General features: G+C 54.4%; 20 protein-coding genes. 7 read left to right on the forward strand and 13 right to left on the reverse strand.

Annotated elements, in window-relative coordinates; genetic code table 11:
• Nucleotides 1-104 precede the first annotated feature (104 nt).
• The 5 genes from FDX11_RS22140 to pbp4b are packed head-to-tail and all read left to right on the forward strand — an operon-like array spanning nucleotide 105 to nucleotide 5,463.
• On the forward strand, nucleotides 105-1,190 hold the full coding sequence (locus FDX11_RS22140; RefSeq protein WP_061382166.1) for a porin: 1,086 nt from the start codon (nucleotides 105-107) through the stop codon (nucleotides 1,188-1,190).
• A gap of 24 nt (nucleotides 1,191-1,214) precedes the next feature.
• Complete coding sequence (locus FDX11_RS22145; protein WP_079223215.1) at nucleotides 1,215-1,808, forward strand: DUF2057 family protein; 594 nt, start codon at nucleotides 1,215-1,217, stop codon at nucleotides 1,806-1,808.
• A gap of 13 nt (nucleotides 1,809-1,821) precedes the next feature.
• Nucleotides 1,822-2,718 (forward strand): N-acetylmuramic acid 6-phosphate etherase, encoded by an 897-nt coding sequence (murQ, locus tag FDX11_RS22150; RefSeq protein WP_137349329.1) that lies wholly within the window; start codon nucleotides 1,822-1,824, stop codon nucleotides 2,716-2,718.
• Between the two features lie 5 nt (nucleotides 2,719-2,723).
• Nucleotides 2,724-4,154 carry a PTS N-acetylmuramic acid transporter subunit IIBC gene (gene murP, locus FDX11_RS22155; protein ID WP_061382169.1) on the forward strand — a complete coding sequence of 477 codons (1,431 nt, stop codon included), beginning with the start codon at nucleotides 2,724-2,726 and terminating at the stop codon, nucleotides 4,152-4,154.
• 4 nt (nucleotides 4,155-4,158) lie between these two features.
• Nucleotides 4,159-5,463, forward strand: coding sequence for a penicillin binding protein PBP4B (gene pbp4b / locus FDX11_RS22160; RefSeq protein WP_137398545.1), 1,305 nt, complete (start codon nucleotides 4,159-4,161; stop codon nucleotides 5,461-5,463).
• A 63-nt stretch (nucleotides 5,464-5,526) separates the two neighbouring features.
• On the opposite strand, the gene yfeX is transcribed toward pbp4b, so the two are convergent.
• The 4 genes from yfeX to FDX11_RS22180 form a co-directional block, all read right to left on the reverse strand.
• The gene (gene yfeX, locus FDX11_RS22165; protein ID WP_137349331.1) at nucleotides 5,527-6,426 is read right to left on the reverse strand and encodes a porphyrinogen peroxidase; all 900 of its coding nucleotides are present in this window, start codon (nucleotides 6,424-6,426) and stop codon (nucleotides 5,527-5,529) included.
• 93 nt (nucleotides 6,427-6,519) lie between these two features.
• The gene (locus tag FDX11_RS22170) at nucleotides 6,520-7,095 is read right to left on the reverse strand and encodes an RpoE-regulated lipoprotein (protein ID WP_042306922.1); all 576 of its coding nucleotides are present in this window, start codon (nucleotides 7,093-7,095) and stop codon (nucleotides 6,520-6,522) included.
• A 59-nt stretch (nucleotides 7,096-7,154) separates the two neighbouring features.
• Nucleotides 7,155-7,604, reverse strand: coding sequence for a DUF2919 domain-containing protein (locus FDX11_RS22175; protein WP_079223208.1), 450 nt, complete (start codon nucleotides 7,602-7,604; stop codon nucleotides 7,155-7,157).
• Nucleotides 7,591-8,016 (reverse strand): GNAT family acetyltransferase, encoded by a 426-nt coding sequence (locus FDX11_RS22180; protein WP_006683546.1) that lies wholly within the window; start codon nucleotides 8,014-8,016, stop codon nucleotides 7,591-7,593. The genes FDX11_RS22175 and FDX11_RS22180 overlap by 14 nt, the downstream gene beginning before the upstream one ends.
• 212 nt (nucleotides 8,017-8,228) lie before the next feature.
• Between FDX11_RS22180 and amiA the strand changes: the two genes are divergently transcribed.
• On the forward strand, nucleotides 8,229-9,098 hold the full coding sequence (amiA, locus tag FDX11_RS22185; RefSeq protein ID WP_003038046.1) for an N-acetylmuramoyl-L-alanine amidase AmiA: 870 nt from the start codon (nucleotides 8,229-8,231) through the stop codon (nucleotides 9,096-9,098).
• Between the two features lie 2 nt (nucleotides 9,099-9,100).
• A complete protein-coding gene (gene hemF / locus FDX11_RS22190; protein ID WP_137366392.1) occupies nucleotides 9,101-10,000 on the forward strand; it encodes an oxygen-dependent coproporphyrinogen oxidase in 900 nt (299 codons plus the stop codon).
• An 84-nt stretch (nucleotides 10,001-10,084) separates the two neighbouring features.
• Here the strand turns inward: hemF and eutR are convergent, their stop codons facing one another.
• The 9 genes from eutR to eutJ all read right to left on the reverse strand — a co-directional run bounded on the left by eutR (nucleotide 10,085) and on the right by eutJ (nucleotide 19,455).
• Nucleotides 10,085-11,137, reverse strand: coding sequence for an HTH-type transcriptional regulator EutR (gene eutR, locus FDX11_RS22195; RefSeq protein WP_042306914.1), 1,053 nt, complete (start codon nucleotides 11,135-11,137; stop codon nucleotides 10,085-10,087).
• Between the two features lie 48 nt (nucleotides 11,138-11,185).
• Nucleotides 11,186-11,716 (reverse strand): ethanolamine utilization microcompartment protein EutK, encoded by a 531-nt coding sequence (eutK, locus tag FDX11_RS22200; RefSeq protein WP_042306913.1) that lies wholly within the window; start codon nucleotides 11,714-11,716, stop codon nucleotides 11,186-11,188.
• 11 nt (nucleotides 11,717-11,727) lie between these two features.
• Complete coding sequence (gene eutL / locus FDX11_RS22205; protein WP_003838537.1) at nucleotides 11,728-12,387, reverse strand: ethanolamine utilization microcompartment protein EutL; 660 nt, start codon at nucleotides 12,385-12,387, stop codon at nucleotides 11,728-11,730.
• 9 nt (nucleotides 12,388-12,396) lie between these two features.
• A complete protein-coding gene (eutC, locus tag FDX11_RS22210) occupies nucleotides 12,397-13,293 on the reverse strand; it encodes an ethanolamine ammonia-lyase subunit EutC (RefSeq protein WP_038642522.1) in 897 nt (298 codons plus the stop codon).
• Nucleotides 13,294-13,313: 20 nt separating this feature from the next.
• Nucleotides 13,314-14,675 carry an ethanolamine ammonia-lyase subunit alpha gene (gene eutB / locus FDX11_RS22215; RefSeq protein WP_003038029.1) on the reverse strand — a complete coding sequence of 454 codons (1,362 nt, stop codon included), beginning with the start codon at nucleotides 14,673-14,675 and terminating at the stop codon, nucleotides 13,314-13,316.
• An 11-nt stretch (nucleotides 14,676-14,686) separates the two neighbouring features.
• A complete protein-coding gene (eutA, locus tag FDX11_RS22220) occupies nucleotides 14,687-16,090 on the reverse strand; it encodes an ethanolamine ammonia-lyase reactivating factor EutA (RefSeq protein ID WP_042306911.1) in 1,404 nt (467 codons plus the stop codon).
• Nucleotides 16,087-17,319, reverse strand: a complete 1,233-nt coding sequence (eutH, locus tag FDX11_RS22225; protein ID WP_042306909.1) for an ethanolamine utilization protein EutH — start codon at nucleotides 17,317-17,319, stop codon at nucleotides 16,087-16,089. Before eutH ends, eutA begins: the two co-directional genes overlap by 4 nt.
• Before the next feature lie 119 nt (nucleotides 17,320-17,438).
• Nucleotides 17,439-18,626, reverse strand: a complete 1,188-nt coding sequence (eutG, locus tag FDX11_RS22230; RefSeq protein ID WP_061382174.1) for an ethanolamine utilization ethanol dehydrogenase EutG — start codon at nucleotides 18,624-18,626, stop codon at nucleotides 17,439-17,441.
• On the reverse strand, nucleotides 18,616-19,455 hold the full coding sequence (gene eutJ / locus FDX11_RS22235; protein ID WP_038642530.1) for an ethanolamine utilization protein EutJ: 840 nt from the start codon (nucleotides 19,453-19,455) through the stop codon (nucleotides 18,616-18,618). Before eutJ ends, eutG begins: the two co-directional genes overlap by 11 nt.
• Nucleotide 19,456 lies beyond the last annotated feature (1 nt).

The raw sequence follows: 19,456 nt of genomic DNA on the forward strand, positions 1-19,456 counted from the left end.
TGTATTATGATTCAATGATTCCATTGAAACTTAAAAAAAGGAATATATGATTCCAATCGTTGTTTATGGCAATGACAACTTACACATCGAAAAGGATAATCATAATGAAACTTACTCTGACATCCCTGGCAACTTTTATTCTCCTTGCTAGCAGCACCAGCCATGCCGCAGTGATCTATCAGGCTAATGATGGATCAAATATCGATCTCTACGGGCGTCTCGGCTTCAATATTTCAGATAAAAAGACGGGTGACACATCGGGCGACTTTGACGCGCGTATCGGTTTTTCTGCTCGCCAGGCCATCAATGAAAAGCTGGCCGTCATTGGCTTTACACAGTATCAGGTGAATGCAGCAGAGTACGCCAACAACATCAGTGCGGAAGACCCGGATGATTTCACTGCGCGTTATGTATGGGCAGGGATTGATTTTGCGGAATACGGAAAGTTGACCGGTGGGCGCGTGTCATCCGGCCTGATTATGTTTACAGATATTGGCGATGTGTTCGCCAGCTCCGACGTGGCCATGGCCCGACAGGCCAACTTTGTTGACCCAACAGCAGTACAGGTTTTTCGTCAGGACGGTACGATTCAGTATCAGAACACCTTCGGAAACTTTGATTTCTCTACCGCCTATATTCTGGGGAATAACACCTCCGATCTGGATTATGGCTATAACGCCGCCCTTCGCTATACGCTCGATATGGGCGATTTTGGTCGTCTCCAGCCGGTAATTGCAGGTCAGGCGGAGAAAGCCAGCCACGACGACACCTCCATGCAGTCAGATGATAATGCCGATAAGTACGCTTTTTATGGCATCGGTACCCGATACTATCTGGGTGATTTCATGCTCGGCCTGCTCTTTGCCCAGGATAAAGTCACTTATCTTGATGGTTCTCCTGACAGTACCGATAAAGATTACGAAGCAACACTCGTCTGGAACGTCAGTCCTGACTGGGCCTTACGTACCGGTTATCGTCATCTGAAAAATCAGGATGGTGACGGGCTGAAACTTCGCGATACCACTTTCGAAGCCCAGTACAAACTCACCGTACGCAGTTCCGTTTTTGCGTCTTACTCCTGGCGTAATGGTGAAGAGGGGAAAAAACGCACCAATGGCAATGACGTCTCCTTCGGCGGCAGCAGCCCGGCAGATGACTATTTCCATCTTGGCTTACGTTACGAATTCTGATTCCTCTTTTCGCGAGAGTTAAAAATGAAGAAATATATTATATCCGCAGCTGCATTATTATTTTGCAGCCAGGCGCTTGCCGCACCGCATCTGTTTATTGGGGATAATGTCAGTGTACTGGCGGCCCGTTCAGCAAAAGTCAGCATTTTTAGCAAAGATGTGGCGCTAACTGACGGTACGCAAAAAATGGTGGTTAAATTCGACAGCCCGGTCAATCCGGAATCGGTAAACAATAACCGAGGTAGGGTCACGTCTAATCCGTATATCCTCTCTTTCAACGCTTCCGGCAATATTGATATTCAGCTATCAACAGGTAAACCGCTGGATGAAAAAGAAGCGAGCCTGATGGCGCAAAAGCCGGTATTCACGCTGACCGCAGGCGGAAAACCTGTGCCCTTTGATATCAAAATTCTCGATCGTGACAGCCTCACTGTCTTTACCGATCTTAGCGCCATCGTCAACGACGATGGGACAATAATCCCGTCCCCGGCACGCTCTACCTCCCCTGAGGCGACGTCCATCTCTTCATACGATCAACTATCTCAGTTGCAGCAATTGTATCTGAAAGCTGACGATTCCCAGAAAAAAGCATTCCTGAAATGGGCGCTAAACCTGTAAGGCGAGAAGTAATATGCAACTTGAAAAAATGATTACCGAAAGCGTTAATCCCGCGTCTCTGGAGATTGATCGGGTCTCTACCCTCGCATTGTGCCGCATCATCAATAACGAAGATAAAATCGTTCCGCTCGCCGTAGAGCAGGTTCTTCCCGAAATTGCTGCGGCTATTGACACTATTTATGCCCAGGTCAGCGCGGGCGGGCGGTTGATTTATACTGGCGCCGGAACATCCGGTCGCCTGGGTGTTCTTGACGCCAGCGAATGTCCTCCCACCTATGGCGTAGAGTCGGGACTGGTCATCGGCTTGATCGCCGGTGGCGATCAAGCGCTTCAGCATGCCATTGAAGGCGCAGAAGACGATGGCGAACTTGGGATCAACGATCTGAAAAAGATCGCACTAAATGGAAAGGACGTCGTAGTCGGTATCGCGGCCAGCGGTCGTACGCCGTATGTCGTTGCCGGGCTAGGCTATGCCCGCACACTTGGTTGTCGGACGATAGGCATCTCCTGCAATCCTGGAAGCGCAGTATCAGAAGCGGCTGAAATTGCCATCACCCCGGTAGTGGGTGCCGAAGTGGTAAGCGGTTCCTCGCGCATGAAGGCAGGCACGGCCCAGAAACTGGTTCTCAACACACTCTCCACTGGCCTGATGATCAAATCCGGCAAAGTATTTGGCAACCTAATGGTGGACGTCGTCTCCACTAACCACAAGCTCAATCTGCGTCAGGTCAATATTGTGAAAGATGCAACAGGTTGCAGCGCGCAGCAGGCAGAAGCCGCACTGATCGCCTGTGGTCGCCAATGTAAAACCGCGATTGTCATGCTACTGAAAAACCTCAACGCAACGGAAGCCAATCTGCGCCTTGAGCAACATGGCGGTTTCATTCGCCAGGTACTGGAAGAGGAATAAAGCAAATGGCAAAAGAAATCAGTAATAATCTCCTGAACGCCATTATTACCCAGGTCGGCGGCCAGGGTAATATTGCCACCTGTGGGAACTGCATGACACGTTTACGCCTGACGGTGCATGACAGCAATCAGGTTGATCCGGCGCTCAAGAACCTTGAAGGTGTAAAAGGCGTCGTACTTTCCGCAAATCAGGTACAGATCATTTTTGGCCCCGGTAAAGCACAGCGGGCAGCAGACGCTATGAATGTTCTGCTGGCCGATAGCAGCAAGGGCGTCATGCAAGCGGCAGATATCGCCGCTAAAACCAAAAACCAACTAAAAGCGAAGCAAACCTCAGGTATTCAACAATTTCTATCTAAATTCGCTACCATTTTTACCCCGTTGATTCCAGGTTTTATCGCAGCTGGGCTGCTGCTAGGTATTGCCACACTCCTCGGTACGGTCATGCATGTCCCAGCCGATGCGCAAGGTATGCTTCCCGACGCGCTTAACTTCATGAAAGTCTTCAGTAAGGGGTTATTCACTTTCCTCGTCATTCTGGTTGGTTACAACGCAGCTCAGGCTTTCGGTGGTACAGGCGTTAATGGGGCGATCATCGCGTCATTGTTCCTGTTAGGCTACAACCCCGTAGCCACTACGGGTTATTTCTCTGGTATTCAGGATTTCTTCGGCATGCCAATCGACCCACGCGGTAACATTATCGGCGTACTGATTGCCGCCTGGGCAAGCGCGCGGCTCGAAGGGCTTATTCGCCGATTTATGCCTGACGATCTGGATATGCTGTTGACCTCGATGTTAACTCTGCTGGTCACCGCCACGCTGACCTATTTGATCATCATGCCCCTGGGCGGCTGGCTGTTTGAAGGAATGTCCTGGCTCTTTATCCACCTCAACAGCAACCCGCTGGGCTGCGCCATTCTGGCCGGTCTGTTTCTGGTTTCAGTGGTATTCGGCGTACATCAAGGATTCATTCCTGTTTATCTGGCATTAATGAGTAGCCAGGGATTCAATAGCCTGTTCCCGATTCTGTCGATGGCTGGCGCAGGCCAGGTCGGCGCGGCGTTGGCGCTCTACTGGCGAGCAGAAAAACACAGCGTGTTACGCAGCCAGATTCGTGGGGCGATCATTCCCGGTTTATTGGGTGTCGGTGAACCACTGATTTACGGTGTTACGCTACCGCGAATGAAGCCGTTTATCACCGCTTGCCTTGGCGGCGCAGCCGGAGGACTTTTCATTGGGCTGGTGGCATGGGCTGGTCTTCCGATGGGATTAAACAGCGCCTTTGGCCCATCCGGTCTGGTTGCGTTGCCATTAATGACATCCGCACAAGGTATTTTGCCCGCCATGGCGGTATATGCAGGGGGCATGCTGATTTCATACCTTGGCGGGTTTATTTTCACCGTTCTGTTTGGCTGTCGTAATGTGAATCTGGAATAATATCATGAAGATAAGATTATGCTTTGCTTTTCTATTGGCTCTAAGTTTAACCGCCAACGCAGTACCATTTCCGGTATTAACAGAAACGTCTCCGGAAAATGCAGGATTTAATATTAAACAACTTAACCAGTTAGATAGCTGGATAGCGCAACAAGTGGATGCCGGATACCCCAGCGTTAACCTGCTAATTGTTAAAGACAATCATATTGTTTACCGAAAGGCCTGGGGCTACGCGAAGAAATATGATGGCCTCAACCTGATGATCCAGCCAGTCAAGGCCACGACAGATACTTTGTACGATCTGGCATCAAACACCAAAATGTACGCGACAAATTTTGCGCTACAAAAACTGATGTCAGAAGGTAAATTACGCCCGGACGATCTTATCTCAAAGTACATTCCCGGTTTTGGCGATCGTCCGGAGGATGCCATTAAAGGGAAAAGTACACTGAGAATTTCGGATCTTTTGCATCACGTCGGTGGTTTCCCGGCCGATCCGCAATACCCAAACAAAGATGTAGCAGGCAAGCTATATTCCCAAGATAAAACCACTACGCTTGAAATGATCAAACGCACGCCGTTGGAATATCATCCAGGCGATAAACATATCTACAGCGATGTGGATTATATGTTGCTTGGCTTTATTGTGGAGTCCATCACCGGCCAGCCGCTCGATCGTTATGTGGAAGAAACAATCTATCGCCCACTCGGGTTAACACATACCGTCTTTAACCCGCTGCAGAAAGGGTTCAATCAGCAGCAGATCGCCGCGACGGAACTGAACGGTAATACCCGGGATGGCGTGATCCATTTCCCGAATATTCGCACCACAACATTATGGGGTCAGGTGCATGATGAAAAAGCGTTCTACTCGATGGGCGGCGTTTCGGGTCATGCGGGGCTATTTTCAAACACTGGCGATATTGCGGTATTGATGCAAACCATGCTGAATGGCGGAGGTTACGGCAACGTCACGCTATTTGATCCTCAGACGGTAAAAATGTTCACCCAAAGTTCAATGGAAGATGCCACATTTGGCCTTGGCTGGAGAGTTAACGGTAATCCCACTATGACGCCAACATTTGGTACGTTGGCTAGTTCGCAGGCTTATGGACACACCGGATGGACCGGAACGCTGACCGTTATCGATCCGGTTAACCGAATGGCGATTGTCATGCTGAGCAATAAACCACACTCACCTGTCGCCGATCCACAAAAGAACCCAAACATGTTTAACAGTGGTTTGATGCCGATTGCTACCTACGGCTGGGTGGTTGATCAGGTGTATGCAGCACTCAAAAACGAGTAACAAAAATGGCCAGCGTTATCATCTAACTGACTGGCCATTCACTCATGCAAGGTCTCTGACGAATCACAGCGCCATCAGGCGGTCCAGCGACGGGGCAAAGTAATAGCCACCGGTTACCGGCTTGGTGAAACGCAGCATCGCGTCGCGCTTACCGTCTGTGTCGCCAAACATACTCAGCAGTTGCTGCTCAATGTTGTGCAGACGTGCGCAGTAGGCGCAGAAATAGAGACCGTGTGTGCCGCTGGCCGTGCCGTATGGCAGGCTCTGGCGCACAATTTTCAGCCCTTTACCGTCTTCTTTCAGATCAACGCGGCTCAGGTGAGAGGTAACCGGACGGTCATCACCGTCGATCTCTTCGTTGGCTTCCTTGGTACGACCAATCATCATTTCCTGGTCGTGAATGCTCATGCGGTTAAGCTGCTTCAGGTTATGTTCCCAACGCTGCACAAATACATAGCTGCCACCAGCATCCACGCCATCTTTGATCACCGCGACTTCACGACGCGTTTCTTCACCAGCCGGATTTTCCGTACCGTCAACAAAGCCGCTGAGATCGCGTTCTTCAACCCAACGGAAACCGTGGATCTCTTCTTTGACGTCAATGTAGTCACCAAATGCTTCCATTGCTGCCTGCGCGACGGAGAAATTCACGTCATGACGCAAAGAGAGAATGTGGATCAACACATCATACTGGGTGGCTGGCGCCAGGCCTTTACCGTAAGGGATAAAGTCTTTTAACTCTTCCGCCCCAACGCCGCCGCTTAATACACGCCAGGTGTTGTTGCCGAAAGCCACAACCGCGCCCAGATGCGCATCCGGGAACTTCGCTTCAAAGGTCGCCAGTTTATCAGCAAAGATTTTGCTGGCCGCACGCAGGGCCTCAACGTCGCCTTTAACATTGGCTTCAATCCAAATCGCCGCACGGCAATGTTCTGGCAAAATGCCACTCTGAACCTGAGACATTGTTCCTCCTGAAAAAAAGATGCCACGACCTCGTGGCATTGATTGGCGCTATTCTACCTGTTTTTTTAGCAAGTCGATTTGTTCAGACGCAAATTAACGCCGCCAGATGATTTTGCTGACTTTCCACGTTTTCAGCGTGTCGTCCGACGGCATTAAGCCCTCAGGCCCGCTCCATTCGCCGGAAAAAATGTAGCTAATATGCTGACTTCCTTCAGCTTTACATTCAACGCTCGCGCTGTCATCGCCGGTTGCTTTCTGGCAATTACCAAAGGCTTTGGTGTAAAGGTCGCTAAACGGTGTACCAATTTCGACACCCGCGTCTGATGAAATATCGCTGTCCAGGACATCAATACGGCTGATGGTTCCCTGACTGCCATTGATGACCATTGCCAGTTGGTCATCTTTCATCGCCTCATAGAAGCGCACCACATTACCGTCATCGGTCTTCATCCCGCTGCGCAGGCGGTAATCACCATCCAGCGCATCAGCAATAGTTTTTTCATCCAGCGGCGTAGCGCCCGTTAACGCGCCGACACCCTGCTCAGTAACCTGCGTTGAAGAACCGAACCAGTTCCACGGATTGGCGGCAGACCAGTTCACCGACGACAGCGTGGAACACCCGGTCAGTAGCAGCGGCATCGCGCATAAAGTCAAACGCAGTGATTTCATTTCACTTCCTTCCTTATTTATCAACGTTGCTTGGAGTCCGCTTTCACCAAAAAGTGCCGTTATTCTTTCTCAAGGGAAAAACAGGCGCGCAGACGTTGATTGGTTAACAGCCAGACCAGCGCGACGATATCCGCCACCAGCAGCGCCAGTCCGATTCCGTTGACAGGATCGCCTGCCAGCCACATCGCCGGTTGCCAGCAGAGCAGTACCAGTTGCGCGAGAATCAGTAATCCGCGCAGCCAGCGCCATACCCCCGGATACGCAAAGCGCCGCCCGCTGAGTAAAAACGCCAGCACCGCGGGAACGCCGGGGAGCAACCCCAGCCAGAATGCGTCATGGTCGGGATAAAACAGATTCAGTAGCGTATTGCCCTGCTCACGGGAAGAACCGGCAATCACGAACAACACCCAGGTGCGCGCCTGCAGCAGCAGTACGCACCAGAAAAGAAAAGGCAGGCGCAGACGCCCGTGACCGTCATAGTCGGCGGGGTGAAACTCAGTACTCTTCATCTTCGATCAAGCGCTTACCGAGATTGAGTACATCCGCATGTTCATAGCCCAGGCGTTCATACATCCCCAGCACCAGATCATTATCTTCACGCACCATGATTTGAATCTTCGGACACCCGCGGGCGATGAGCTTTTTCTCCAGTCGGTTAAGCAGCGCATTGGCGATGCCGCGACCGCGAAACTCAGGATGCACGCCGAGGTAATAGGCCGAGCCGCGATGCCCGTCGTATCCGCCCATCACCGTACCGACCACCTCGCCGTTCACTTCAGCGACCAGGAACAAGCTGACGTCATGATTTACTTTACGCTCAATGTCCATTTCCGGGTCATTCCATGGACGCAGCAAATCACAGCGCTCCCAGAGGGTGATCACCTCTTCGAAATCTTCCTGGCGAAAAACGCGTATTTCCATGGTATTGGTTACCTTTTCAGGACGTTAAAAAGCGATTATGGCGCGAACGGCTGATTTAGCCAATATCTGACGCGAAGCGGCGGAAAAAATGGCATAATACGGAATTGTCACGTATTGAAATGAAAAGTAAAACAATTCTTATCCCGATCCGTCGCAACGGACTACGCGATACGATATAACGTTTAGAACCTTTTTTTTACAACTCAGGCCGTATGAGCACTTTTAAACCACTAAAAACACTCACATCGCGCCGCCAGGTGCTGAAAGCCGGGCTGGCCGCCCTGACGCTGTCAGGCATGTCGCAAGCCATCGCTAAAGAAGAAGCGCTAAAAACCAGTAATGGACACAGCAAACCGAAAGCGAAAAAATCAGGCGCTAAACGCGTAGTTGTCCTTGATCCGGGTCACGGTGGTATTGATACCGGCGCAATTGGCCGCAACGGTTCCAAGGAAAAGCATGTGGTACTAGCGATTGCCAAAAACGTGCGCTCGATTCTACGTAACCAGGGGATAGATGCACGCCTGACCCGCTCCGGCGATACGTTTATTCCGCTCTACGATCGCGTCGAGATCGCCCATAAACATGGCGCCGATCTGTTCATGTCGATCCACGCCGACGGTTTTACCAACCCAAGCGCGGCAGGTGCTTCAGTCTTTGCGTTGTCCAATCGCGGCGCCAGTAGCGCCATGGCGAAGTATCTGTCCGATCGTGAAAACCGCGCCGATGAAGTGGCCGGGAAGAAGGCCACCGACAAAGACCATTTGCTGCAGCAGGTGCTGTTCGATCTGGTGCAAACTGACACCATTAAAAACAGCCTGACGTTAGGTTCGCATATTCTTAAGAAGATCAAGCCGGTACACCGTCTGCACAGTCGCAGCACGGAACAGGCCGCCTTTGTGGTGCTAAAATCACCCTCAATTCCTTCGGTACTGGTCGAAACGTCGTTCATTACCAACCCGGAAGAAGAACGACTGCTGGGCACGGCGGCATTTCGACAAAAAATTGCTACCGCTATCGCCAATGGCATCATCAGCTATTTTCACTGGTTTGATAACCAGAAAGCACACTCGAAGAAACGTTAATCATGAAGCCCGATGCACAGCGCGTAAAACAGTTCCTGCTTAGCCTGCAGGATGATATTTGCCAGCGATTATCCGCCGTAGACGGCACCGAGTTTGTTGAAGATAACTGGCAGCGCGAAGCAGGTGGCGGCGGGCGCAGCCGGGTACTGCGTAACGGCGGTATTTTCGAACAAGCGGGCGTCAACTTCTCTCACGTCCACGGCGATGCGATGCCGGCCTCGGCTACCGCCCATCGACCTGAACTTGCCGGGCGCAGCTTTGAAGCCATGGGCGTCTCGCTGGTGGTGCATCCGCAGAATCCCTACATTCCGACCAGTCATGCCAACGTGCGCTTTTTTATCGCGGAAAAACCGGACGCCGATCCCGTCTGGTGGTTTGGCGGCGGCTTTGACTTAACGCCCTACTACGGCTTTGAAGAGGATGCGGTACACTGGCACCGTACGGCGCGGGATCTGTGTCAGCCGTTCGGTGAAGACGTTTATCCCCGTTACAAAAAGTGGTGCGATGACTACTTCTTCCTTAAACACCGCAACGAGCAGCGCGGCATTGGCGGGTTGTTTTTCGATGATTTGAATACGCCGGGTTTCGACCACTGCTTCGCCTTTATGCAGGCGGTGGGGCAAGGTTACACCGAGGCGTACCTGCCCATTGTTGACCGACGTAAAGCGATAAATTGGGGTGAACGCGAGCGCAACTTCCAGCTTTATCGTCGTGGGCGCTATGTCGAATTTAACCTGGTGTGGGATCGCGGCACATTGTTCGGTCTGCAGACCGGTGGGCGCACGGAATCGATTCTGATGTCGATGCCGCCGCTGGTGCGCTGGGAGTATGACTGGCAGCCGGAAGCGAACAGCCCGGAAGCTGCCCTTAGCGAATTTATTCAGGTCCGCGACTGGGTGTAATTGTCTGATAACGCAATGCTTATCAGGCCTACAACCCATAGGCCTGATAAGACGCAAAGCATCACATCCGGCACAATAATGCCATCACGCCCACTGGCGCATACGCTGATGCAGCGTCAACGACGGTTTTTCCGCAAACAACTGCTGGTAGTCGGTAGCAAACTGCCCTAAATGCCAGAATCCCCACTGCATGGCGGCATCTTTCACCGTCGCACTCTGCGACCACGGACTTATCAGCTCTCGACGCACGGCGTTCAGGCGAATACGTTTTAACCAGGCATTCGGACCAATCCCCAGAATCGCGTGAAAGGCGTTTTGCAACGTCCGACGGCTGACGTGCAGTTGGTTACACAGATCGAGCACGGTCAGCGGCTCTGACATGTTTTCCAACACATACTCGCGCGCACGCGACAGTAAACGACGATAGCTCTGATGGCTGATGCTCTCAGCGGTTATAATCGGCTGCGCTTCTTCCAGCATGGTCCCCATCGCCAGCAGCAGGTTATCGCCCAACACTTTGCGTACCGCAGGTTGACGCAGGTTTTCTGGATTTTCGCTAAACGTTGCCAGCGCCTGCTGCACAAAGCCCCATAGCGCGGCTTTGTGCTGTTCTTTGACTTCCAGCGCCGACTGGTTGCGCAGCATATGCAGCACCCTTTCCGGGTTATGCAGGAAGTTGGCCTGACGGGCAATCGCCTCTTCCGAAATGACAACCCCCAGAATGGTGTAATCATCCGGCGTACTCAGTTCAAACTCCGTCCCACCAGGTCGGGTGGCAATTTCAGCACTGCCCAGACATTGGGCGCCAATAAAACCCTGTTCGCCGCGCGTGGCCGGAATGCCAAACCAGAACGAGTTCGGCCAGACAAGACACGACTGGCGCAGCGCGAGTCCGGTGTATTCACGGAAAACCTGAATATCGTCGAGCAGGATTTCCGTGAACTCGCCATGAAATTTTCCCGGATGCAGCTGATCGTAAATCTGCTGCCAGGCGGTAATCGTCAGCGCATGCTCATATACATCCGTTGTTCGCCGCTGGTGAACGTTGTCCACCTCCACTTTCGGCGTAAGTTTAACGTCTTCGGGTAACACTTCATGATAAAGATGGTGCAGGTTTGCAGTACGGTTCTTTTTCATGATCTTTTAAGCCGGAAGCTTCAACGAAGCCCCCGGCCCTCCGACAGGTTAATTTTTTAAGCGATAGCGACTACTGCGTTTACGCAACGCTCCGTCAGAAAAGAGCTGTTCCAGCGCCTTTCTGGCTTCATCAAGTGACCAGCCAAAGTGGGCAGCCACTTCCCCTGCCGTCATTCCTTGACGGACCGATGCTAACAGCGTCAGAAGTTGTTCAGAGGATTCAGACGTTAACGGGGCGTCCTGTGTCTTCTCTGCTTTTACGTCTGTTTTCACTTCTGGCTTCTGTTCTGGTTTCTTCGGCTGGCGCTTAAAACCGCCGATCAGCCACTGGGTGTCATCGTCCGGTCGGCCTATCTCCTTACGGCTGATAACACGGCCCGTTCGCGCTGCGGCGGCGCTGCCAGCATCCAGCGCTGCGCGGCACGCCGCCAGATCGCCTTCCACGACCAGCGTCAGCCTGCCTGGATCGAGCACTTCGTGGCTCAGCAGGCGTACGTTCGCGGCTTTCAGCATGGCATCCGCCGCGTCTACGGCAGCCACCATGCCATCCACTTCCAGTAATCCCAGTGCATTGATCATCACAACCTCTCTTACGCGCGCTGGATTGGATTACGGGCAATATCCAGAACGGCATCAGCAAAGGCGTTACATGCGGCTTTACAAGCGGCCTGGCTACCGGTCAAAAACGCGGCTGAATAGTTGGTTTCTGACGGCGGTGGCACGTAGGTCACCAGTTGTACATCAGCAGATTTCAGCGCCGCATCAATACCAAACGTCGCTTCCAGCGGCGGCGCCACCAGATACGCCATTGGATCGCCAAGTCGGCATCCTGCGGTCGCGGAAAGATACGAACCGGTACGCGAAACCACGTGCGCCAAGAAGGCGGTATCTTCTGCGTCATTCGCCCACTGGAACGCCGCACCACTTTCAATATTGGCGACCATCGCGTCCAGACCCGCGCGAACTTCAGCCGGGTTTGGGCCACCGAGCATAATCAGTACTTCGCCCGAGGTTGGAGAGGGACTGTGCGCCGCACCGGCGTACAGCGAGCGGCCATAAACCACTTCCACCATCGCCTGTTTTGTCGCTTCGTCTGCGGCAATATACGCCACGTCATCAGAGTCTGCTGTGATGAGTCCGAGGCTACGGATATGTGGCGGTAACTTAAGCTCACGGGCAAAACCGTCATTTACCGAGGCAATCACGCGCATTGCGGTGACTGAAGGTCTAATCAAATCTAATGCTGGCATGATGCCTCCTTAACGGGTCATATTGATGCCGGAGGCTTTTTGCTCCAGCATGCGCTTGGCCAAATCCACAATCACCGCCGCTGCTTCAACCGGTGGCGTACCGCCCTGGTGAATGTTCGAGATACAGGTACGGTCCGCTTCTACGGTCGTCGCCACACGCGGCGAATAGACGGCGTAGCAGGAGAGACTTTCCGACTGACCGAGACCCGGACGTTCCCCCACCAGCAGGATCACCGCTTTCGCGCCCAGCAGTTCGCCGATCTGATCTTCGATTTTCACGCGACCATAGCGAACGAAGAACGGGGTCCCGACTTTTAATCCGGCTTGTTTTAAGCCTGACAACAGCGGCGGGAGAATCTCTTCGTAGTTGGCAGTGATGGCATCGGTAGACAAGCCATCAGAGATAATCACCTGCACATCCGGGTTCATCACACACTGCGATTTCAGCGCATCAATGGCTTCCGCACTCAGACGACGGCCCAGATCCGGGCGCGTCAGATACAGGTTTTTGTCACTGATTTCCGAACGCACTTCCAGTAGCCCTTGCGCTTTTACCCACTCTTCCGGCACTTCTTTTAACACCGTATCTTTCGAACGCGAGTGGTCGGCCAGGAAGCGCAGCAGCGCCTGGGTACGCGGACGAGGACCGGCGCGCCCGGTACAAACACGCGCCGCGGTACTGCGCCGCAGTTCAGTCAACACCTCTGCGCGGTGCGGATTCTCAACGCCTATCCACGCTTTAGCTTCGGCTGAGCCTAAGTCCATCGCACAGCTTTCACCAGTCGGCGCGGCGCACTGCGTAGTGCTGCATTTTGCTGGTGCTGACGGTTCTTGAGCCTGCGGTTGAGACTCACCCATTGACGCCATTACGCTGCGTACAATTTCTTCAATCTGTTTTTGATCCATCGTGTTTCATCCCCGCATCATCAGAAGAACAGTGACGGATCGCCCGCCCGTTTGGTCAGGCGACCGTTTGCCATAATGCCCATGGTTTCCAGCCAGCGTTCAAACTCCGGCGACGGGCGCAGGTTCAGCAACTGGCGCACGGTCGCGGTATCGTGGAATGCGGTGGTCTGATAGTTGAGCATGATGTCGTCACCGAGCGGCATGCCCATGATGTAGTTGCAGCCAGCGGTGGCGAGCAGAATCATCAGGTTTTCGTTAAGGTTCTGGTCAGCATCAGCATGGTTGGTGTAGCAGCAGTCGCAGCCCATCGAGATGCCGCTCAGCTTGCCCATAAAGTGATCTTCCAGACCCGCGCGAATAATCTGACGGTCGTTGTAGAGATACTCTGGCCCGATAAAGCCCACCACGGTGTTCACCAGGAACGGATCGTAGTGCCGCGCCAGCCCGTAGTTACGCGCTTCCATTGTCACCTGATCGGCGCCGAAGTTAGCGCCAGCGGAGAGCGCAGAACCTTGTCCGGTTTCGAAGTACAGGCAGTTTTCCCCGGCGATACGGTTGAATTCAGCGCCTACGGCGCGCGCTTCATCGAGCATTGCCAGCTCCACGCCGAACTCTTTTAAACCTTTCTCGCTGCCGCAGATACTCTGGAAGATCAATCCACCCGGCGCGCCGCGACGAATCGCTTCAATCTGGGTGGTAACGTGCGCCAGTACGCAGCCCTGGGTCGGAATATTGAATTTATCGATAACGCCGTACACGGTATCAAGCACGCGGCTTAAGTTTTCCACGTCATCCGTTACCGGGTTTACGCCGATCACCGCATCGCCCGCTCCGAAAGACAGCCCTTCATAGATTTGCGCCGCAATACTCTGCACGTCGTCACGGGTGTCGTTCGGCTGCAAACGGCAGCTAAAGGTGCCCGGCAGCCCGATAGTGGTGTTAGCTTTTTTGATCACCGGCATTTTCTTGCCGCCGTAGATCAGGTCCGCGTTGGAGCAGATTTTTGCTACCGCAGCGACCACTTCCGACGTTAACCCTTTGCGCGTAAACGCAATGTCATCAACAGAGGTTTCATCGCTCAGCACGTACTCGCGCAGCTCGCTGATACTCCAGTTTTTGATGCGGTTATAGGCCGTTTCGTTGACGTCATCCTGAATCAGACGCGTCACGCAGTCCTCTTCATAGGAAATCACCGGGTTATTACGGATATCCGCTACCGTCATTTCCGACAGCACCTGCTTGGCCGCCACGCGTTCCTGCGAACTGGTTGCAGCTACCCCTGCCAGCACATCCCCCGAACGCAGTTCGTTGGCTTTGGCCAGCACCTCTTTAACATCCTTAAACTGATAAACATTGCCGAACAATGTGGTCTTTAGTTTCATAAGTCGTTCCCTCAGGAAGGAAATGCGAGTGATTTCACCGTCACCGGCACAACCGATCCGCCAAAAAGAGGCGTACCAATGTCGATATAGTCCCCCGCCCGGACAACCACCTCATCGATGACCGCCAGCGGGTGTTGCTGTAACTGTGGGCGTAACAGCATGCCCAGGGCTTTACCAAAATCCTGCTCGGCTACCACCAGCAGGGGATGCGGATTCGGATAGCGCGCGACAAAGGCCAGCAGCGCATCAATTACCGTTAACAGCGCTGCGTAGCGCACCGGTAGCGAACCGGGCAGCGCCAGCACGTAGGCGTCCGTTTGCGGATCCAGATCGAGCTGCATCAACGCCTGTTGCCAGGCAGTCACCAAATCAGCCTCATCAACCGGAATCGCCACCGGCAGATTGCGCAGCGGAAGCGCCACGCCTTCCAGCCAGATAGTGCTGCCCGAAAGCGACAGCGTATGCGCCCCGGCGCCAATCACCGTGGCGCGCACGGTTTGCGCCGGGAACTGCACGTTCATCTCACGCAGACGCGGATGCTCATGCAGCGCCGTGGCGAGCAGCGGTCCGATGTCGGAAAAACAGAACGGATCGGCAGGTTGGTTGCGGTAGCATTCACCTACCCCACCGGACAACGTAATCACTTCCGGCTTCACGCCAGTTGGCAGCAGACCGGTTTGCATCAGCGCCTGCGCCAGCGGTGACAGCGTGCCGTCAATCACCTCCACAATCAGCGCCGCCATGCGTCTTGCTACCTGGACCAGTTGTGAGGCGTTGAGCGTTCGGGCGTCAAAGCCCGGACCAAATACGTCATCGACAATCATCTGTCCCGGCTGATGCGCATGCACCACGCGCCCCTGACCGTCAGTTTCCAGCAGTCGCCCACCGACGTTCAGGCAGGCCGAACCGCTGACCTTTCCGGCGTCGAACAACACATAGTTCGACGTCCCGCCACCGATGTCGATATTCAGTACACGGCACAACTTCTGCTCAGACAGCGTTTGTGCGCCCGCACCGTGACCGGCGATCACCGACTCCAGGTGCGGACCGGCGCTGGCAACCACGAAGTCCCCCAGCGACTGGGAGAGCGTCATTACCGCCGGGCGGGCGTTGCGGGTTTTGGCGCTTTCGCCGGTGATGATGATCGCCCCGGAATCAACAGCTTCAGGCTTGATGCCCGCCGCCTGATACTGGGCAAGGATCAGTGCCTTAAGTTCAGCCTCTTTCAACCCGCCCTGCTTATCAACAGGGGTGAAGAACACCGGGCTTTGCCAGCTAATTTCGCGTTTGATGAATTCGTAGCGCGGCACCTGCGACACTGCCGCACGGTTAACCAGCTCAAGGCGCGAGAAGATCACCTGAGTGGTGGTGGTGCCGATATCGATACCGACGCTCAGTAGCTGGCGAGTGTTCACGATTGCGCCTCCGGGTTGGTTTCCACTTCTGCTGGCACATCTTCATCTTTCGGTACCAACAGCATAGCCACACCAATCGCCGTCACGCCGCCAATCAGCTTGCCGACAATCATCGGGAAGATCATGGCGTTCATGTTGGCAGCGGCGAAACCTAAGTGGTCACCCAGCGCGAAGGCCGCGGAGACCGCAAACGCGCAGTTGATCACTTTGCCGCGGGTATCCATATTCTTCATCATGCCGAACATTGGGATGTTGTTCGCCAGTGTCGCCACCATGCCCGCAGCCGCAATGTTATTGACTTTTAACAGGTTACCGACGCTCATCAGCGGTTTTTCAAACCAGCGGGTCAGCAGCAGCACCATCGGGTACGCGCCGAGCAGTACACAGGAGATAGAGCCGATAACTTCGATGGCGCGCATCACTTCACCCGGCTTGTCGCCCGGCGCCATGAAGATAGGGTCCAGACCCGGGATCAGCTCCCAACCAAGCAGGAATTTGATGACCGCCGCCGCCAGACCGATGGTGATCAGCGCCACCAGGAATTTCGCGAAAATCTGGAAGCCGTTGATCATTTTTTCCGGGATGAATTTCAGACCCAGCGCCACCAGCACAGCCACGATCAGCACCGGGATCATGTTCATCAGGATTAGCGCGAAGGTGAACTCCACCGGCTGACCGTTGATTTCAACGCCGGAGTACATCGCTATCAAACCACCCGCAATACAACCAATCGGAATGGTGACGATACCGGCCAGCACGCCCAACGCCAGATAACGACGGTCGGACGGTTCAATAATCCCCAGCGCAACCGGAATGGAGAAAACCAGCGTCGGCCCCATCATCGCCCCAAGGATCAGGCCAGAGTACAACCACGCCGCAACGTCGCCGCCCGCCAGTTCTTTTGCCAGGAAGAAGCCGCCCATGTCGCACGCCAGCAGCGTTCCGGCAAACATCGACGGGTTCGCGCCCAGCATTTCGTACAGCGGAATAATCACCGGACCGAGCACATGCGCCAGTACCGGTGCCAGCGCGGTCATACCGACCATCGCCAGGCCCAACGCGCCCATCGCCATAAAACCTTCTTCAAACTGACCGCCCGATCCCTCAATACTCTTACCGAACTTACCGAGGAAGCGCGCTGAACCGCCAAACTGCGACAGGATCCTGTCCACGGCGGCAATCAGCATAAAGAACATCATGATGTACATGATGATTTCGTTAATTCCCATAGCCCCTACTCCCTGTCATTTGTGATTTGTAGGCCGGATAAGACGTTTACGTCGCCTCCGGCATTAACGCCGTGTTATTGCCGGATGGCGGTGCGAGCACCTTATCCGGCCTACAGGCATTACCCGGCAGCCGCGTACAGGTCGATAATCTGTGCCTGTGTGGCGGTGCGTGGGTTACTGCGAATACAAATATCCTCCAGCGCGGCGTCAGCCCATGCGCTGTAATGCTCGGGCTTTGCCCCAACGTCGGAGAGCCGTCTGGTCTGGCCCACTTCGCTAATCAGCTCGCTGACGGCGTTGATGGCATCGCGATCGTCCGACTTCTTGTTGGTTAACGCCCGTCCGATATGGCTGAAGCGTTCGCGACACACCATGCGGTTGAACCCCATTACCGTGGGCAGCAGCATGGCGTTAGCCTGCCCGTGCGGAATGTGCAACGTCGCACCCGGCTGGTGGGCCATCGCATGGCACAGGCCCAGCCCCGCGCTGGAAAACGCCATCCCTGCCATACAGGAGGCCAGCAGCATGCTTTCCCGCGCCGCCAGATCCTGCCCATAGCCAACGGCCTTCGGCAGCGATTTGCCGATCATCGCAATCGCGCCAATCGCCAGGCTGTCGGTAAACGGCGTCGCGTTCAGGGCGCTATACGCTTCAATGGCATGCGTCAGCGCATCGATCCCGGTCATCGCCGTGACGTGTGCGGGCACACCTTCCGTTAGCGCGGCGTCAAGAATCGCCACATCCGGCATCAACGACGCATGCGCCAGCACTTTTTTAAGTCCGGTTGCAGCGTCGATAATCACCGTGACGTTAGTGGTTTCCGACCCCGTTCCGGCGGTAGTTGGTACGGCAATCAGCGGCAAACGCGGACGTAAAGCGCTGCGCTCATCCATGTCAGCCAGGGTCTGCGTGGGATTAGTCACCAGCAACGCCACTGCTTTAGCGGCATCCAGTACGGAGCCACCGCCAAAGGCCACCACGCCGTCGCACTTCGATTCACGCAGTTGCGCGACCGCGGCGCAGACATCCGTGATGCACGGTTCGCCCACCGGGCACGGCCACAGCGTCATCGCCACGCCTTTCATCGCCAGACTGCGTTCCAGCGCAGCGGTCATCCCCGCCTGATGCAGAAAGCTGTCTACCATGACGAACATGTGCGTCAGTCCGCGCGTTTGTGCTTCCTGACCGCAGGTACTGAGCGCTCCCAATCCGCAAAGGGTGACCGGTGGAACGCTAAACGTTTTAACGCGTTGCAGATTCAGGGTGTCGAATGCCTGAAAGAGCGCGGTCTGCAATTCAGCTTGCATAGATTCCTTCCGCTTTTTCTTTTCCGCTGTTGGCAATCGCCAGCGGGGTCATAAACAGGCTGTGCTGAGGTAAATGCACCTGCAGTTCCGGGAAGCGCTTACGGAACAGCTCATCCACGCCCGGCTGCATGCAGGAACCGCCGGCCAGCCATAAATCGGTGACGCCCTGTCCGGCTATATGGTGAGCCACGATTTCCGCCATTTTTTCGTAGACAGGCTTAACCACCGGCCAGATTTCCTGACCGTTGCTACGTTTATACTGTTCGGCTTCTTCCAACTGGATGCGGCGGTTCCCGGCCAGCGTCAGAGAAATGTGATGCCCACCGGTCGCTTCATCGGCGGAGTAGGTCACTTTGCCCTGCTTAACAATGGCAATCCCGGTGGTACCGCCACCAATATCCACCACACCAGCGTTATCGAGCTGCAACAGATCCGCCACGGCGGTCGGCTCGTCGAGCACATGACTCACTTCAAGTCCGGCTGACTCCAGCACGTTAATGGAGATTCGTGGGTCCGTTCCCGGTGGAAACGAGGTTGCCGCATGGGTAAAGCGGCAACCCAGCTGTTGTTCAAGCGTATCGAGATGGCGACGAACAATGGTTACTGCGCCGAAGAAATCCCAGACGATGCCATCGCGCACGACATCGGCCCAGTCGAGGCAAACCGCTACCGGCTGCCCGTCACCGTCGACGACCATCGACACCACATCACACGTCCCCAAATCAACGCCCAACCATAGCGGTGATTCGCTCTCAGCAGGCGTCTGGTTGCATAGCGTGGCTGCTTTTTGCAGTCTGGGTGTCAGCCAACGTTGTTCGTCGTGCGCCATC

The sequence above is a fragment of the Citrobacter sp. wls714 genome, from assembly GCF_005281025.1.
GTDB classification, from domain to species: Bacteria; Pseudomonadota; Gammaproteobacteria; order Enterobacterales; family Enterobacteriaceae; genus Citrobacter; species Citrobacter werkmanii.